This is a genomic window from Streptomyces sp. NPDC008092 (assembly GCF_042957285.1).
Lineage (GTDB): Bacteria > Actinomycetota > Actinomycetes > Streptomycetales > Streptomycetaceae > Streptomyces.
The window spans coordinates 285,082-299,708 of the sequence record NZ_JBIBHY010000002.1 but is presented as its reverse complement, the minus strand read 5'-3'; the positions used below and the strand labels follow the sequence as shown (position 1 = coordinate 299,708).

12 protein-coding genes are annotated in these 14,627 nt (G+C 72.1%); 9 read left to right on the top strand and 3 right to left on the bottom strand.

The genetic code is table 11. The features are described 5' to 3' along the window. Together ACFZB3_RS06245 and ACFZB3_RS06240 are read left to right on the top strand one after the other, a co-directional pair. Nucleotides 1-1,038 carry an ABC transporter permease gene (locus tag ACFZB3_RS06245; RefSeq protein WP_391372046.1) on the top strand — a complete coding sequence of 346 codons (1,038 nt, stop codon included), beginning with the start codon at nucleotides 1-3 and terminating at the stop codon, nucleotides 1,036-1,038. Next, entirely contained in the window at nucleotides 1,035-2,558 is a 1,524-nt protein-coding gene (locus tag ACFZB3_RS06240; protein ID WP_391370500.1) for an ATP-binding cassette domain-containing protein, read from the top strand. Before ACFZB3_RS06245 ends, ACFZB3_RS06240 begins: the two co-directional genes overlap by 4 nt. A 57-nt stretch (nucleotides 2,559-2,615) precedes the next feature. Here the strand turns inward: ACFZB3_RS06240 and ACFZB3_RS06235 are convergent, their stop codons facing one another. After that, nucleotides 2,616-3,365: an FCD domain-containing protein gene (locus ACFZB3_RS06235; protein WP_391370497.1), complete on the bottom strand. Its 750-nt coding sequence runs from the start codon at nucleotides 3,363-3,365 to the stop codon at nucleotides 2,616-2,618. A gap of 180 nt (nucleotides 3,366-3,545) precedes the next feature. Here ACFZB3_RS06235 and ACFZB3_RS06230 point away from each other — a divergent pair, with 180 nt between their 5' ends. The 6 genes from ACFZB3_RS06230 to ACFZB3_RS06205 all read left to right on the top strand — a co-directional run bounded on the left by ACFZB3_RS06230 (nucleotide 3,546) and on the right by ACFZB3_RS06205 (nucleotide 9,038). Next, on the top strand, nucleotides 3,546-4,289 hold the full coding sequence (locus ACFZB3_RS06230; RefSeq protein ID WP_391370494.1) for a DUF2071 domain-containing protein: 744 nt from the start codon (nucleotides 3,546-3,548) through the stop codon (nucleotides 4,287-4,289). Nucleotides 4,290-4,405: 116 nt separating this feature from the next. Beyond that, nucleotides 4,406-5,620, top strand: coding sequence for a carbohydrate-binding protein (locus tag ACFZB3_RS06225; RefSeq protein ID WP_391370491.1), 1,215 nt, complete (start codon nucleotides 4,406-4,408; stop codon nucleotides 5,618-5,620). A gap of 129 nt (nucleotides 5,621-5,749) precedes the next feature. After that, nucleotides 5,750-6,526, top strand: a complete 777-nt coding sequence (locus tag ACFZB3_RS06220) for a polysaccharide lyase family 7 protein (RefSeq protein ID WP_391370488.1) — start codon at nucleotides 5,750-5,752, stop codon at nucleotides 6,524-6,526. An 89-nt stretch (nucleotides 6,527-6,615) separates the two neighbouring features. Further along, entirely contained in the window at nucleotides 6,616-7,413 is a 798-nt protein-coding gene (locus ACFZB3_RS06215) for a DUF4389 domain-containing protein (protein WP_391370485.1), read from the top strand. Nucleotides 7,414-7,453: 40 nt separating this feature from the next. Further along, nucleotides 7,454-7,909, top strand: coding sequence for a hypothetical protein (locus ACFZB3_RS06210; RefSeq protein WP_391370482.1), 456 nt, complete (start codon nucleotides 7,454-7,456; stop codon nucleotides 7,907-7,909). 154 nt (nucleotides 7,910-8,063) lie between these two features. Next, on the top strand, nucleotides 8,064-9,038 hold the full coding sequence (locus ACFZB3_RS06205) for an SMP-30/gluconolactonase/LRE family protein (protein ID WP_391370479.1): 975 nt from the start codon (nucleotides 8,064-8,066) through the stop codon (nucleotides 9,036-9,038). Between the two features lie 52 nt (nucleotides 9,039-9,090). Here ACFZB3_RS06205 and ACFZB3_RS06200 read toward each other — a convergent pair whose 3' ends face one another. After that, nucleotides 9,091-12,465, bottom strand: coding sequence for a pyruvate carboxylase (locus tag ACFZB3_RS06200; protein WP_391370476.1), 3,375 nt, complete (start codon nucleotides 12,463-12,465; stop codon nucleotides 9,091-9,093). 206 nt (nucleotides 12,466-12,671) lie between these two features. Continuing rightward, nucleotides 12,672-13,484: a hypothetical protein gene (locus tag ACFZB3_RS06195; protein WP_391370473.1), complete on the bottom strand. Its 813-nt coding sequence runs from the start codon at nucleotides 13,482-13,484 to the stop codon at nucleotides 12,672-12,674. 350 nt (nucleotides 13,485-13,834) lie between these two features. On the opposite strand from ACFZB3_RS06195, the gene bla reads away from it, so the two are divergent. After that, a complete protein-coding gene (bla, locus tag ACFZB3_RS06190) occupies nucleotides 13,835-14,584 on the top strand; it encodes a class A beta-lactamase (RefSeq protein ID WP_391370470.1) in 750 nt (249 codons plus the stop codon). Nucleotides 14,585-14,627: the final 43 nt, after the last annotated feature.

Below are 14,627 nucleotides of genomic sequence, written 5' to 3'. Positions count from 1 at the left end.
ATGAGCACGATCCGCGACCAGCAGAGCCGGGCCGCCGCGGCGCTGCACCGGTTCTCCCGTACGACGACGGCCATGCTGCTGCTGGTGGTCGTGGCGGGGGCGGTGGCGCTGGAGGTGGCGTCGTCGGGCTCCTTCTTCGAGGGCCCCTCGGTGCGGGTCTTCCTCCAGTACCTGGCCACGCCCGTCCTCATCGGCCTCGCCCAGATGGTGGCGCTCTGCGTGGGCCAGCTCAATCTCGCGGTCGGCGCGCTGGGCGGCTTCACCGCCTGCCTGACGGGGGTGCTGATGGCCGACCACGGGGTGCCGGCCGGGGTCGCCGTGCTCGTGGGGCTGCTGACGGCGACCGCCGTCGGCCTGGTGACCGGTGTCGTCATCGTGGCCACGCAGATCAACGGGTTCATCGTCACCCTCGCCACGATGACGATCCTGCTGGGCGCGCAGTACCGGCTGGTCGGCACCCGGACCGTCGACGGCTACTCCGCAACGCTGCGCGACCTGGGCACGGCGGCGCCGCTGGACATCCCGCTCGTCTTCGTCACGGCGATCGTCGCGGCCGTTCTGCTGGGCGCGTTCATGTACCGCACGGTCGCCGGCCGGCGGCTGCTCGCGGCCGGCGGCAACCCGCTGGCCGCGCGGCTGTCGGGCATCTCCACCGACCGGCAGATCGTGGCCGCGCACACCCTGTCCGGGCTGCTCGTCGGCGTGGCCGCCGTCACCGCCACCGCCTCGCTGCCGGGCGTCAACCGCAGCGTCGGCGGCGACTGGCTGCTGCCCAGCTTCGCCGCGCCGATCATCGGCGGGGTCGCGCTGACCGGTGGTTCCATCGCGGTGTTCGGGACGGTGCTCGCGGCCTTCGTGACCCGGCTCATCGACGCGGCCCGCGCCCAGTTCTCGCTGGACCCGAGCTGGGTCAACCTGCTGATCGGCCTGGTCGTCCTCGGCACGGTCGCCGGCGGGCACCTGCACCAGACGCGGCTGGCGAAGGCCGCCACGCCGTCACCACTGCCCCCGTCACCGCAGCCGGGAGGCGCCCGATGAGTACGGTTCTCCTCGAATGCCGCGACCTCGTGAAGGTCTTCCCCGGCGTCCGCGCCCTGGACGGCGTGGGGCTGCGGCTGACCGCCGGCTCCGTACACGCGCTCCTCGGTGAGAACGGCGCCGGCAAGTCCACCCTCATCAAGGTCCTGACCGGGGTGCACTCCCCCGACGGCGGCACCCTCGCCTGGTGCGGTGAACCGGTGCACCTGCGCTCGCCGTTGGAGGCGACCCGGACCGGCATCGGCGTCGTCCACCAGGAACGCAACCTCGTCCCGGGCTTCTCGGTGGCCGAGAACATCACCCTGCAGAAGCCGCCCGCGCGCCGTGGTCTGGTCGACTTCGCGGCCATGACCGAGCCGGCCGTCGCCTGCCTCACCGAGCTGGGCGTCGACCTCGACCCTGACCGGCCGGTGCGTGAACTGTCGGTCGCCCAGCAGCAGTTGGTGGAGATCGCCAAGGCCCTGTACACCGAGAGCCGGGTGCTGCTCCTGGACGAGCCCACCGCCTCCCTCTCCCCGGAGGAGACGGAGCGCCTGTTCGAGGTGGTCCGGCGGCTGGCCGAGCGCGGCGCCTGTGTCGTCTTCGTCAGCCACAAGCTGGAGGAGGTCTTCGCCGTCTGCGACACCGTGACCGTGCTGCGCGACGGCAGGTCGGTGCTGGAGTCCGCACCGCTGGCCGGCCACTCCCACGACGACATCGTGAGCCTGATGGTGGGCCGGGCCCACGCGGCGGCGGAGATGCGCCCGCGCACGGTCGACCGGTCCGCCGCGCCGGTCCTGGAGCTGGACGGCGTCGCCACGGCCGGCGGGCACCGGGACATCGGCCTGGCGGTGCGGCCCGGGGAGATCGTCGGCCTGTACGGGCTGGTCGGCGCGGGGCGCAGTGAGCTGGTCAAGGCGGTGCTCGGCCTGGACCGCATCACCGCCGGCGAGGTCCGGGTGCACGGCAGACCGGTCCGGATCGGCTCGCCCCGCCAGGCGCTGCACGAGTTCGGCATCGGGTACGTGACCGAGAACCGCAAGGAGGAGGGCGTCTTCCTGGAGCAGCCGATCGTCCGCAACATCACGGTGACGGTGTGGCAGCGGCTGGCCAGGGCGCTCGGGTTCGTCCCGGCGGGCGAGGAACGCGCCGTCGCCCGGGACCTCGTCGACCGGCTCGGCATCCGGATCACCGGGCTCGCGCAGAACGCCGGTGAACTCTCCGGCGGCAACCAGCAGAAGGTCAGCCTCGCCAAGTGGCTCGCCGCCGACACCCGCTTGCTGGTCGTCGACGAGCCGACGGTGGGCGTCGACGTCCGCACCAAACGCGCCTTCCACGAACTCCTCTGGGACCTGGCCGACGGCGGGCTGCCCATCCTGCTGATCAGCAGCGACCTCGCGGAGATGGTCACCCTCGCCGACCGGATCGTCGTCATGACCGGCCACCGGGTCCGCGGCGAGGTCGACAACGACCGGGACTACGACCGGATGAGCGGCCGGATCATCCGCCTGATCCACGACCGGGACGCGGTGCGCCCGTGAGACGGGCGGCCCAGCCGGGCCCGGGCGAGTGGTGCGCCACCGCGGAACAGCTGTTCCTCAGGGAGTAGCCGACTCGGCAACGCCGCCGCCACCGTCTCCGCCGGCGTCCTGGAGCTGGCGCTCCATGCTCCGGGTGAGGTGTTCGGTCATCGCCTCGGCCGCCCGTCCGGGATTGCGGCGGAGCACGGCCCGGACGATCCGCTCGTGCTCGGCGACGGTCGGGCCGCCGGCGCCCACGACGTCGCCGAGCCGGAAGATGTGCAGGTGCGCGTGGAGGCGTTCCACGGCATCGGCGAGGAGCGGCCGGTGCGCGGCCTGTCCGATCGCCTCGTGGAAGCGCTGGTCGAGGGCGGCGAAGTCGCGGTAGGAGGCGTACCGTCCGTCGGGGCTGGGCTGGTCCTGCATCTCCTCCACGATCCGTTCCAGACCGTCGAGTTGCTCCTCGGTGGCGTTGGCGGCGGCCAGCGCGGCGGCCGTCGGTTCCAGCAGCAGCCGCATCTCGAAGAGTTCCGCGAGGCCCTGCGGGGTGAGCAGTTCCGTGGCCCGGTACCCGGACAGGGCGCGCTTGACCACGAGGCCGTCGGACTCCAGCCGCGCCAGCGCCTCGCGGACCGGGGTCGGCGAGACGCTGAGGGTCCGGGACAGCGCGTCGATGCCGACGCGGGCGCCGGGGGCGATCTCGTGGTCCATGACCATCGCCTTGATGCTCTCGTACACGCTGTCCGACAGCGCCTGCCGGACGGGCGGCGGCTCGCCGGGTCCCTCGCCGCCCGGGACCCCGGCCGCGGAAGAGCTGTGCGGCGGCATCCCGGCTCCTCCTTCTCAAGGCCTGCGTGTCGCCCACAGTTTACCCGTGTTACCGGCGCGAGCGGCGCGGAAGTCCTGATCAGCGGGCCGTCGCCGCCGAAGCGCGCGGGCGGTTCCGGCTCCGCCCCAGTCTCGCGGAACACCCCCGCCGGCTCGCACTGGCGTGCTATCACCGGTGCCATGGAGACCGTGGCGACCGAGCCCGTAACCGCGTCCACCCCGCGCCCCGTGCCGTGGCCGACGATGGTGCAGGGATGGCACCAACTGACCTTTCTGCACTGGCCGGTGGAGCCGGAGCGGGTGGCGGGGCTGCTGCCCGCCGGCACCCGGCCGGACACCCTGGACGGGGTCACGTACGTCGGGCTGGTCCCGTTCCTGATGCGGGGCACGGGCTTCGGGCCGGGGCCGGGGCTGCCGTACCTGGGCACCTTCTGCGAGACGAACGTGCGGCTGTACTCGGTGGACGGGCAGGGCCGGCGCGGGGTGGTGTTCAGGTCCCTGGACGCGACCCGGCTGCTTCCGGTGCTGGTGGGCCGGCTGGGGTTCCGGCTGCCGTACATCTGGTCCGCGATGCGGCTGCGCCGCGAGGGCGACGTGATCACCTACACCTGCCGGCGGCGGCGCCCGGCGGCCGCGAGCCGGGCGGTCGTGCGGATCGGGGCACCGGTCACCGAGCCGTCGCCGCTGGAGCACTTCCTGACGGCGCGCTGGGGGCTGCACGTGACCTGGCACGGCCGTACCGCGCACCTGCCGAACGAGCACGCCCCCTGGCCGCTGCACCGGGCGGAACTGCTCGATCTGGACGACGAGTTGGTGGAGGCCGCGGGCCTGCCGGCGATGGACGGGCCGCCGGTCAGCGTGCTCTGGTCGCCCGGTGTGAAGGTCCGGTTCGGGACCCTGGAACTGCTCCGCCCCACAAGGTAAAGAGATCGTATGGTCTAGTCCAAAGTGAGCTTTGGTCCAGTCCAATTCATTGACGTGACCGCGACACCTCCGGAAGCTGGGACCCACCCCACCTCCCCGGCCCCCTGGAGGCACCAGTGAGACCCCTTCGCGCATGTCTGGGCGCGGCGGCCGCCGTGACCCTCGCCGCCGCCGGCACCACCGCCCTCGTCGCGAGCAACGCCTCGGGCGCGACCACCGCCCTGAGCAACCGGTGGTACGCGGCCGCCCCCTATCTGATGCCGCTGGACAACAACCCGCCGGACGCGGCCGCCATCATGGACGCCACCGGCCTCAAGGCCTTCCAGCTGGCGTTCGTGCTGGCCCCCAACGGCGGCGGCTGCTCGCCCACCTGGGGCGGCACGTCGGCGGTCTCCTCGGACACCGCCGTCCAGTCGGTGATCAACACGATCCGGGCCAAGGGCGGTGACGTCTCCGTCTCCATCGGCGGCTACGGCGGCACCAAGCTGGGGCAGACCTGCGCGGACGCGGCCTCCACTGCGGCGGCCTACCAGCAGGTCATCACCAAGTACGGGCTGCACGCGATCGACTTCGACCTGGAGGAGCCGGAGTACGAGAACACCGCGGCGATCAGGAACGAGATCGGCGCCGCGAAGATCCTCCAGCAGAACAACCCGGGCCTGTACGTGTCGGTGACGACGGCCGGCACGGCGGACGGGACCGGCTGGTTCGGCAAGCAGATGCTGCTGGAGGCGAAGTCGCAGGGGTTCACGCCCAACAACTTCTCCATCATGCCGTTCGACGGGGGTTTCAGCGGGGCGGCCGCGCAGACCAGCGCGCTGACCAACTTCAACTCGATCCTGCAGTCGACCTTCGGCTGGGACCAGGCGACCGCCTACGCCCACGAGGGCTTCTCCGGGATGAACGGCCGCAGCGACACCGGCGAGTACTTCACCCAGGCCGACTTCCAGACCGTGCTCGACTACGCGACGAGCCACAACATGGACCGCTTCACGTTCTGGTCCCTGAACCGCGACCGCCAGTGCACCCCGGTCGACAACAACGGCACCACGTCCGGGACCTGCTCCAGCGTGGCGCAGGGCGCCTGGGACTTCGCCAAGTACTCGGTGAAGTTCGCCGGGGTCACCCCGCCGACCAGCACGCCCACCCCGACGCCGACCCCGACACCCACTCCCACCTCCTGCAAGACCGCCTGGAGCGCGACGGCGGTGTACACGGCCGGGAACGAGGTCTCGTACAACAGCCACAACTGGAAGGCCAAGTGGTGGACCCAGAACGAGGTGCCCGGCGCCTCGCAGTGGGGCCCCTGGGAGGACGAGGGCGCCTGCTGAACCCCTTGACGGGGCTGGTCCGGACCTTTAGCTTCACGGGTCAGCGACGGTTATGGATGCGTCCGGAGTTCACAGACATGAACACGAAGTGAGTTCCGGGCGCAGTCCTCCGACGAAAGGACCCCCCACGTGAACCGTTCCCGGCTGCTCGCGGCGCCCACCGCCGCGGGCCTCGCCCTCGCCCTCACCGTCCTGTTCGGCGGCAGCGCGGACGCCGCGGACCCGAACGTCGCACCCGGCGGCAACTTCGACCTGTCCGTCTGGCAGCTCCAGGAGCCGGTCGGCTCCCCCGGCTCGCCGACCACCATCCCCTCGTCCCGGCTGCAGGGCGCGAACGGCTACCAGGACGCGTACTTCTACACCGACACCCGCGACGGCGCGATGACCTTCTGGGCGCCCGAGAAGGGCGTCACCACCCCCAACTCCAACTACGCCCGCTCCGAACTGCGCGAGATGAACCGGGACGGCAGCGCCGCCAACTGGTCGCTGAGCGGCAGCCACAAGATGAGCGCGACCCTGCGGGTGGTCTCGGTGACCAAGAACGTGTGCGTGGGCCAGATCCACCTCGGCACCGGCGGCTCCTCCACCAAGCCGCTGCTGGAGCTCTACTACCGCTCCAACGGCGACATCGTGCTCGGCACCGAGAACTCCCCGGACGGCGGCCAGACCTCGCACAGCGTGGGCCACGTGTCGGTCGGCAAGACCTGGACGTACACCATCGCGGTCTCCGGCGGGAACACCATCGACCTGACCGTCAACGGGACTACGACCCACTACGCCATTCCGTCCTCCTTCAACCAGTACAAGCAGTACTTCAAGGCGGGCTCGTACAACCAGTCGTCCTCCGACAGCACGACGAACGGTGCCCGCGTCGCGTTCTACGGCCTGACCGTCAAACACGGCTGACTTCACCCGGTCCACCCTGGCGGGGGCCGTCGTTCCGCCGCACGATGGAGAGGCCATCCGCGCTGCGGCAGGACGCCGGGGGAGGACTCATGACGCAGAGCTGGGAACCACGTCCTCCCGCCACGGCGGACGGCCCCGAATGGCGGCCGGCGCTCGACATCCCGGCGCCGGCGCAGCAGCGCCGCTGGACGGTGCTGCTGCGCTGGCTGCTGCTGGTCCCGCAGTTCGTCGTGGTCGTCGTCCTCGGCATCGCGGCGTTCTTCGTCACGGTGGCCGGCTGGTTCGCGGCGCTCGTGCTGGGCCGGCTGCCCGACTCCGTCGCCTCGTTCCTCGGCAGGTACCTCGCCTACGAGACCCGGGTCGCGGCCAGCTCCATGCTTCTGGTGGACCGGTACCCGCCGTTCGCCCTCACCGCACCCGGCTACCCGGTGCAGATCGAGCTGCGGCCCACCACCCTGAACCGGCTCGCGGTGCTGTTCCGGCTGGTCCTGATGATCCCGGCGGCGATCATCGCGAACCTCGCGTCGGCCGGCTGGTTCGCGGTCGGCTGGATCTTCTGGATCATCGGGATCGTGCTGGGCCGGCTGCCCGGTCCGGTCTTCGGGGCGACGGCCGCGGTCGCCCGCTACCGGATGCGGTTCGGCGCCTACACCAGCATGCTGACGCCCGTCTACCCGAAGGGACTCCTCGGCGACGCGCCGGCCGCCGGGGAGGAGGTGCGCTCCGCCACCCGGCCCCTGGTCCTGGACACCGCCGCGAAGGTCCTGATCTGGGTCTTCCTGGTGCTCGGCCTGATCACCCAGATCGGCTCCCGCTCCACCGGCGGCCACGACATGAACGGACTGTCGAATACGCCGCAAGTGGTACATCCCGCTGGACGGTCGTAGCGTCGAAGGGACAGGTACGGCCGAACGGGCGGGAGCGACCATGCGCAGACCAGTGGTGGGAACGGCGATCGGACTCGGGGCGGCCCTGCTGCTCACGGCAGGCATGACGACGGCGTCCGCGACGCCGCCGACACCGTCCGCGTCGCGGGCCTCCGCCCAGCACCCGGTGCTCGTGGACTGCCTCTGGCACCAGCGGTTCCGGCCGACGGACTTCCTGCTGGCCTGCGGCGACGGCAACAGCATCCTCACCGGCATGCGCTGGACCCAGTGGAACGACAGCACGGCGGTCGCCCAGGGCGTGAACGTGGTGAACGACTGCAAGCCGTACTGCGCGGCGGGAAAGTTCCACAAGTATCCGGTGACCGTACGGCTCGACCGCCCGACGGCCTGGACGAAGCACCCGAACGTGCAGCACTTCACGCGGATGAACCTGACCTACTCCGGTGCCAGGCCGGAGGGGTACACGCAGGTCATGAACTACCCCATGTGGAACTGAGCGGGGCCGTCACCCGGCTGCGCGGCATGCGGGGCCACGCCGTGCGCCGGGCGGGCGACGTCGCGGCCACGGCTGCCGCGGCCCGGGGACGGGCAGGCGTCATGTTGGTGTGACCGGTACGCCGGAGCCTTGCGCTCCCGTCGAAAGAGGTCACATGCCCCGATTCCCCCGCCGGGCCGTCGTCGCCCCGGCCGCGGTCGCGATCGGCCTGCTCGCGGCGGTTCCGGCCGCGAGCGACGAGCCGGTCCTCTCCCAGCCGCACACCGTCGCCCATTTCGATCTGGCCCAGGGACAGACGCCCGAGAGCGTCGTCGCCGAGCGGGGCGGCACGGTCGACATGTCCTTCGCGTTCGCCCGGCAGGTCGTCAAGGTCACGCGGGAGCGCCGGGTCCGTGTCCTCGCCACCCTGCCCGCCGAGAACCACCCCCGGACGCCCCTGGTGAGCAGCGCGGTCACGCACGGCCTGGTCCGGGCGCACGACGGCACGCTGTACGTCAACTACGCCACCGGCACCGACCGGACCGGTGTCTGGCGGATCCCGGCGGGCGGCGGCAGGCCCGAGCAGATCGCCCAGCTGCCGGCCGACGGCCTGCCCAACGGTCTGGCCCTCGACGAGAAGCACGGCGTGCTCTACGCCGCCGACTCGGCGCTCGGGACGGTCTGGCGCGTCCCGCAGTCGGGCGGCACGCCCACCGCCTGGGCCACGGGCACCGAACTCTCCGGGCTCCCGTCGGCCACCGGATTCGGCGCCGACGGGATCAAGGTGCACCAGGACGCGGTGTGGGTGACCAACACCGACCGGGGCACCCTGCTGCGCATCCCGGTCGGCGCGGACGGCTCGGCGGGGCCCGCGGAGACGAGGGCGACCGGCCTCACCGGGGTCGACGACTTCGTCTTCCCCGGGCACTCGGACCTCGTGCTCGCCGCGCTGACCCCGTCCAACGAGGTCGCGCTGGTGGCCCCGGACGGCACCCACGGCACCGTGCTGACGGTGCAGGAGGGGCTGTCCAACCCGACCTCGCTCGCGGTGCTCGGCCGTGACGTGTTCGTGGCGAGCGCGGCCTACTTCACGCAGCGCGACCCGAACCTCCTCAAGGCCCGGCTGGGCGCGCACTTCTCCCGTTCGTAGCCGGGGAGGGCCGGGTGGCCCGGCCCTCCCCCGCCCCGCGGACCGTCCGGGCTCAGGCGATCTCGACCAGCAGGTCGCCGCCCTCCACCTGCTGGATGCGGTTGATGGCGAGCCGGGAGACGCGTCCCGCCTTCGGCGCGGTGATGGTGGCCTCCATCTTCATGGCCTCGATGGTGGCCACCGTGGCGCCCGCCTCGACCTCCGCGCCCTCCTGCACCGCGAGGGTGACGACGCCGGCGAACGGGGCCGCGACATGGCCGGGGTTGGCGCGGTCGGCCTTCTCGGTGACCGGGATGTCGGAGGCCGCGGCCCGGTCGCGGATCTGGATCGGCCGCAGCTGGCCGTTGAGGCTGGACATCACCGTGCGCATGCCGCGCTCGTCGGCCTCGCCGACCGCCTGGAGCTCGATGAGCAGCCGGACTCCGGGCTCCAGGTCGACCGAGTACTCCTTGCCCGGACGCAGGCCGTAGAAGAAGTCCTTGCTGTCGAGGACGCTGGTGTCGCCGTAGGTCTGGCGATGGGTGTCGAACTCGCGGGTCGGGGCCGGGAACAGCAGCCGGTTGAGGGTCGTGCGGGGCTCCTTGGCCAGGCCTTCGCGGTCCTCGGCGGTCAGCTCCGGGGCCGGCCTGGCGGCGGCACGGCCCTGCAGGGCCTTGGTGCGGAACGGCTCGGGCCAGCCGCCGGGCGGGGTGCCCAGCTCACCGCGGAGGAAGCCGATCACCGAGTCCGGGATGTCGAACTTGTCGGGGGTCGCCTCGAAGTCCAGCGGCCGCACCCCGGCGCCGACCAGGTGCAGGGCGAGGTCGCCGACCACCTTGGAGGACGGGGTGACCTTGACGAGCCGGCCCAGGATCCGGTCGGCGGCCTCGTACATCGCCTCGATCTCCTCGAAGCGGTCGCCGAGACCCAGCGCGACGGCCTGGGTGCGCAGGTTGGAGAGCTGGCCGCCGGGGATCTCGTGGTGGTAGACGCGGCCGGTCGGCGAGGCGAGGCCGGCCTCGAAGGGGGCGTAGACCTTGCGGACGCTCTCCCAGTACGGCTCCAGGTCCTCGATCGCCCGCAGGTCGAGCCCGGTCGGGCGCTCCGAGTAGTCGGTCGCGGCCACGATCGCCGACAGCGAGGGCTGCGAGGTCGTACCGGCCATGGAGGCCACCGCGCCGTCCACCGCGTCCGCGCCGGCCTGGATCGCGGCGAGGTAGGTGGCCAGCTGGCCGCCCGCGGTGTCGTGGGTGTGCAGGTGGACGGGGAGGTCGAACTCGCTGCGCAGCGCCGAGACCAGCTTCGCCGCGGCGGGGGCGCGCAGCAGGCCCGCCATGTCCTTGACGGCGAGGATGTGCGCGCCCGCCTCGACGATCTGCTCGGCGAGGCGGAGGTAGTAGTCGAGCGTGTACAGCTGCTCGTTCGGGTTGGAGAGGTCGGCGGTGTAGCAGAGGGCGACCTCGGCGACGGCGGTGCCCGTCTCGCGTACGGCCTGGATGGCCGGGCGCATCTGGCCGACGTCGTTGAGGGCGTCGAAGATGCGGAAGATGTCGATGCCGGTGGCGGCGGCCTCCTGGACGAAGGCGTCGGTCACCTCGGTCGGGTAGGGGGTGTACCCGACGGTGTTGCGGCCGCGCAGCAGCATCTGGAGGCAGATGTTGGGGACGGCCTCGCGCAGGGCGGCGAGCCGCTCCCACGGGTCTTCGGCGAGGAAGCGCAACGCCACGTCGTAGGTGGCGCCGCCCCAGCACTCCAGGGAGAGGAGTTCGGGCAGGGTGCGGGCGACGACCGGGGCGACGGCGAGGAGGTCCTTGGTGCGCACGCGGGTGGCGAGCAGGGACTGGTGGGCGTCGCGGAAGGTGGTGTCGGTGATGCCGATGGTCGGCGACTCGCGCAGGTGGCGGGCGAAGCCCTCGGGGCCGAGTTCGACCAGGCGCTGGCGCGAGCCGGCCGGGGGCTCGCCGGCCGGCAGCGGGGGCAGCTTGGTGGTCGACTCGATCAGGTGGGGGCGCTCGCCGTGCGGCTTGTTGACGGTGACGTCGGCCAGGTAGGTGAGCAGCTTGGTGCCGCGGTCGGCGGAGGTGCGGGCGGTGAGCAGGTGCGGGCGCTGCTCGATGAACGACGTGGTGATCCGGCCCGCCTGGAAGTCCGGGTCGTCCAGGACCGCCTGCAGGAAGGGGATGTTGGTGGCCACACCGCGGATCCGGAACTCGGCGACGGCACGCCGGGCGCGGCCGATGGCGGACTTGAAGTCCCGGCCTCGGCAGGTGAGCTTGACCAGCATCGAGTCGAAGTGCGCGCTGATCTCCGTACCCGCGTGGGTGGTTCCGCCGTCCAGCCGGATGCCGGAGCCGCCCGGGGAGCGGTAGGCGCTGATCCGGCCGGTGTCGGGGCGGAAGCCGTTGGCGGGGTCCTCGGTGGTGATACGGCACTGCAGGGCCGCGCCGTGCAGCTTCACCGTCTCCTGGGAGAGCCCGAGGTCGGCGAGGGTCTCGCCGGAGGCGATGCGCATCTGGGCCTGGACCAGGTCGACGTCGGTGACCTCCTCGGTGACCGTGTGCTCGACCTGGATGCGCGGGTTCATCTCGATGAAGACGTGGTTGCCGTTCCGGTCGAGGAGGAACTCGACGGTGCCGGCGTTGCGGTAGCCGATCTCGCGGGCGAAGCGGACGGCGTCGGCGCAGATGCGGTCGCGCAGCTCCGGGTCGAGGTTGGGCGCGGGGGCCAGCTCGATGACCTTCTGGTGGCGGCGCTGGAGCGAGCAGTCGCGCTCGAAGAGGTGGATGACGTTGCCCTCGCCGTCGGCGAGGATCTGCACCTCGATGTGGCGGGGGTCGACGACGGCCTTCTCCAGGAAGACGGTCGGGTCGCCGAACGCGGAGGCCGCCTCCCGGGAGGCCTGTTCGATGGACTCGCGCAGCGCGGCCGGGTTCTCGACCCGGCGCATGCCGCGGCCGCCACCGCCGGCGACGGCCTTCACGAAGACCGGGAAGCCGATCTCGTCGGCGGCGCGGACCAGTTCGTCGATGTCGTTGGAGGGCTGGGAGGAGCCGAGGACCGGTACGCCGGCCGCGCGGGCGGCGGCGACCGCGCGGGCCTTGTTGCCGGTCAGCTCCAGCGTCTGGGCGCTGGGCCCGACGAAGGTGATGCCCGCTTCCTCGCAGGCGCGGGCGAGTTCGGGGTTCTCGGAGAGGAACCCGTAGCCGGGATAGACGGCGTCGGCCCCGGCCCGCCGGGCCGCGCCCACGATCTCCTCGACGGAGAGGTAGGCGCGGACCGGATGTCCCGGTTCCCCGATCTCGTAGGCCTCGTCGGCCTTCAGGCGGTGCAGTGAGTTGCGGTCCTCGTACGGGAACACGGCAACTGTGCGCGCGCCCAGCTCGTAGCCCGCGCGGAATGCGCGGATGGCGATCTCTCCACGGTTGGCGACCAGCACCTTGCGGAACATCCCTGGATCCCTTCAGCCTGCCGGCGACGAACACCATGGTGTCAGCCGCGCCCGTCCGTAGCTCGCCGCAACATTAGGGGTTGCCCGAACCGGCTGAAGTGCGAAAACCATCACATTGACGTGGTTGAGCACTTCGGCGGGTCGGCCGCGTGACATATGGGTTTTCGGGGAAGCCGGGTGGGGAAGTCGGCAGGGTTGGGGAGTCTTCAGGGCAGCCGGAAGGACGGTACGGGGTGGCGCGGCGGGCCCGGTCGGGGCAGCGGCGGGTCCGACCGGGGCGGCGAGGACGGTGTGGTGCCGAGGCGTTCCGCGAGGCGGGCGGCGAGTGGCAGCCGGCGGCCGTGCAGCAGGCCGAGGACGATCGCGGCGGCCACGGCGATCAGGTGTTCGCGGCCGGCGAGGTTCGGTACGGCGACGGACTCCCACACCATCGAGCCGCCGGTGAGGGTGAAGACGACGGGGGCGCGCCGGACCACCGCCAGATAGGTGAAGAGGCCCACCACGGCGGCGGACGGCCCCGTGTCGAGGATCCGGCCGACCTCCGGGGGCAGGCCGAAACCCCACCAGCCGGGTCCCAGCGCGACCATCACCCGGGCGGTCATCGTGCCGGCCAGGGTCGTGACGTACGCGACGGCGAGGGTCCGGCTGCGGCCGAGGGTGAGTTCGGCGAGCGCGAAGGCGAGGAAGAGCTGGGTGATGCCCGCCCAGACCGGCAGGTCGAGCGCCGGGACGTAGAGCGACACCGGGGTGCGCAGCAGGGAGAGCCACAGGGGCAGGTCGGCGGTGACGCCGCCGAGGTGCCACACCATCCTTCTGCCGAAGGGGTGCTGGGCGACGGCGTGGAAGAAGATGACGCCGAACGCGGCCACGAACGCCAGCACGAGCCCGGACAGCCCGCGCCGCACCAACTGCCGTACCGGCTCCACCACGACGGCGTGCCATTCGTCGCGCAGTGTGCGCCGCACGAACCGGACCCCCCGCGCGGCCATCCGGCTCCAGTCGCCTTCCATGAAAGGCATCGCCCCCTCGACACCGCCCCCGTTGTCGGCCTGCGCCCTCCAAGAGGTTCTCCGGGCCCGGGCCGTTCCACGCGTCATCGTATAGACGTTTGGATCATTTGCGACGATGCGGGAGCTACGGTCGGCCGGATATCGGCGTCGGATTTATCACCCGTCCACGGCTGAACCCGCAGGGCCGCGTCGGCGTCCCCCTGAGCGTCGTCCCGGTAAAGGAGCAGTAATGCGCAACCCGTCGCGTCGCACGGTGCCGGCCTCGGCCCTGGCGGCGGCGGCGAGCACCCCGCCGACGCCGGGGGGGGGCGACCACGAGACTGCGCGCCCTGGAGCGCGAACACGGGGCCCGGCTGGGGGTGTTCGCCCGGGACACCGGCTCGGGGGCCCGGCTCGGGTACCGGTCCGGGGAACTGTTCCCGATGTGCTCGGTGTTCAAGACGGTCGCGGTCGCCGCGGTCCTGCGCGACCTCGGCGAGGGCGTGCTCGACGAGGTCGTGCACTACGACGAGAGAGATGTCGAGCGGGCGGGCGGCGCTCCGGTCACCGGAAGGCCCGAGAACCTCGCCGCGGGAATGACCGTGGCCCAGCTGTGCGGAGCGGCGGTCTCGTACAGCGACAACACCGCGGCGAACCTGTTGCTGGAGCAACTGGGCGGGCCGGTGGCGGTGACGAGGCTGTGCCGTTCGCTCGGGGACGGGGTGACACGTCTGGACCGGTGGGAGCCGGAGCTGAACTCGGCGGAGCCCGGGCGGGTCACCGACACCACCACTCCCCTGGCCATCGCGACGACGTACGCGGAGCTGACGGTCGGTCACGCCCTGGACGGCGCCGACCGGCGGCGGCTCACCGGCCGGCTGCGCGCCAACACCACCGGCGGGGAGCGGATCCGCGCCGGGCTGCCCGGCGACTGGACGGTCGGCGACAAAACCGGAACGGGCGCCTATGGCACCGCCAACGATGTCGCGGTCGCCTGGCCCCCCGGTCGCGCACCGCTGGTCGTCGCCGTCCTCTCCACCCACGCCGATGCCACCGCCGGGGCCGACTCTCCGCTGGTCAGGGCGGCCGCGGCGATCGTCGCCGACGCCTTCGGGCCCAGCTCCGCATGAGATCATCCACAGCCGGAACACAGCAAGTCCCCTTCCCCGCAGC

What these genes read in the sequence shown, in the direction of transcription:
- ACFZB3_RS06230 (WP_391370494.1), top strand. Translation starts at nt 3,546, where the DNA reads ATGGAGACCGTGGCGACCGAGCCCGTAACCGCGTCCACCCCGCGCCCC.
- ACFZB3_RS06210 (WP_391370482.1), top strand. Translation starts at nt 7,454, where the DNA reads ATGCGCAGACCAGTGGTGGGAACGGCGATCGGACTCGGGGCGGCCCTG.
- ACFZB3_RS06235 (WP_391370497.1), bottom strand. Translation starts at nt 3,365, where the DNA reads ATGCCGCCGCACAGCTCTTCCGCGGCCGGGGTCCCGGGCGGCGAGGGA.
- ACFZB3_RS06215 (WP_391370485.1), top strand. Translation starts at nt 6,616, where the DNA reads ATGACGCAGAGCTGGGAACCACGTCCTCCCGCCACGGCGGACGGCCCC.
- ACFZB3_RS06240 (WP_391370500.1), top strand. Translation starts at nt 1,035, where the DNA reads ATGAGTACGGTTCTCCTCGAATGCCGCGACCTCGTGAAGGTCTTCCCC.
- ACFZB3_RS06205 (WP_391370479.1), top strand. Translation starts at nt 8,064, where the DNA reads ATGCCCCGATTCCCCCGCCGGGCCGTCGTCGCCCCGGCCGCGGTCGCG.
- ACFZB3_RS06195 (WP_391370473.1), bottom strand. Translation starts at nt 13,484, where the DNA reads ATGCCTTTCATGGAAGGCGACTGGAGCCGGATGGCCGCGCGGGGGGTC.
- ACFZB3_RS06200 (WP_391370476.1), bottom strand. Translation starts at nt 12,465, where the DNA reads ATGTTCCGCAAGGTGCTGGTCGCCAACCGTGGAGAGATCGCCATCCGC.
- ACFZB3_RS06245 (WP_391372046.1), top strand. Translation starts at nt 1, where the DNA reads ATGAGCACGATCCGCGACCAGCAGAGCCGGGCCGCCGCGGCGCTGCAC.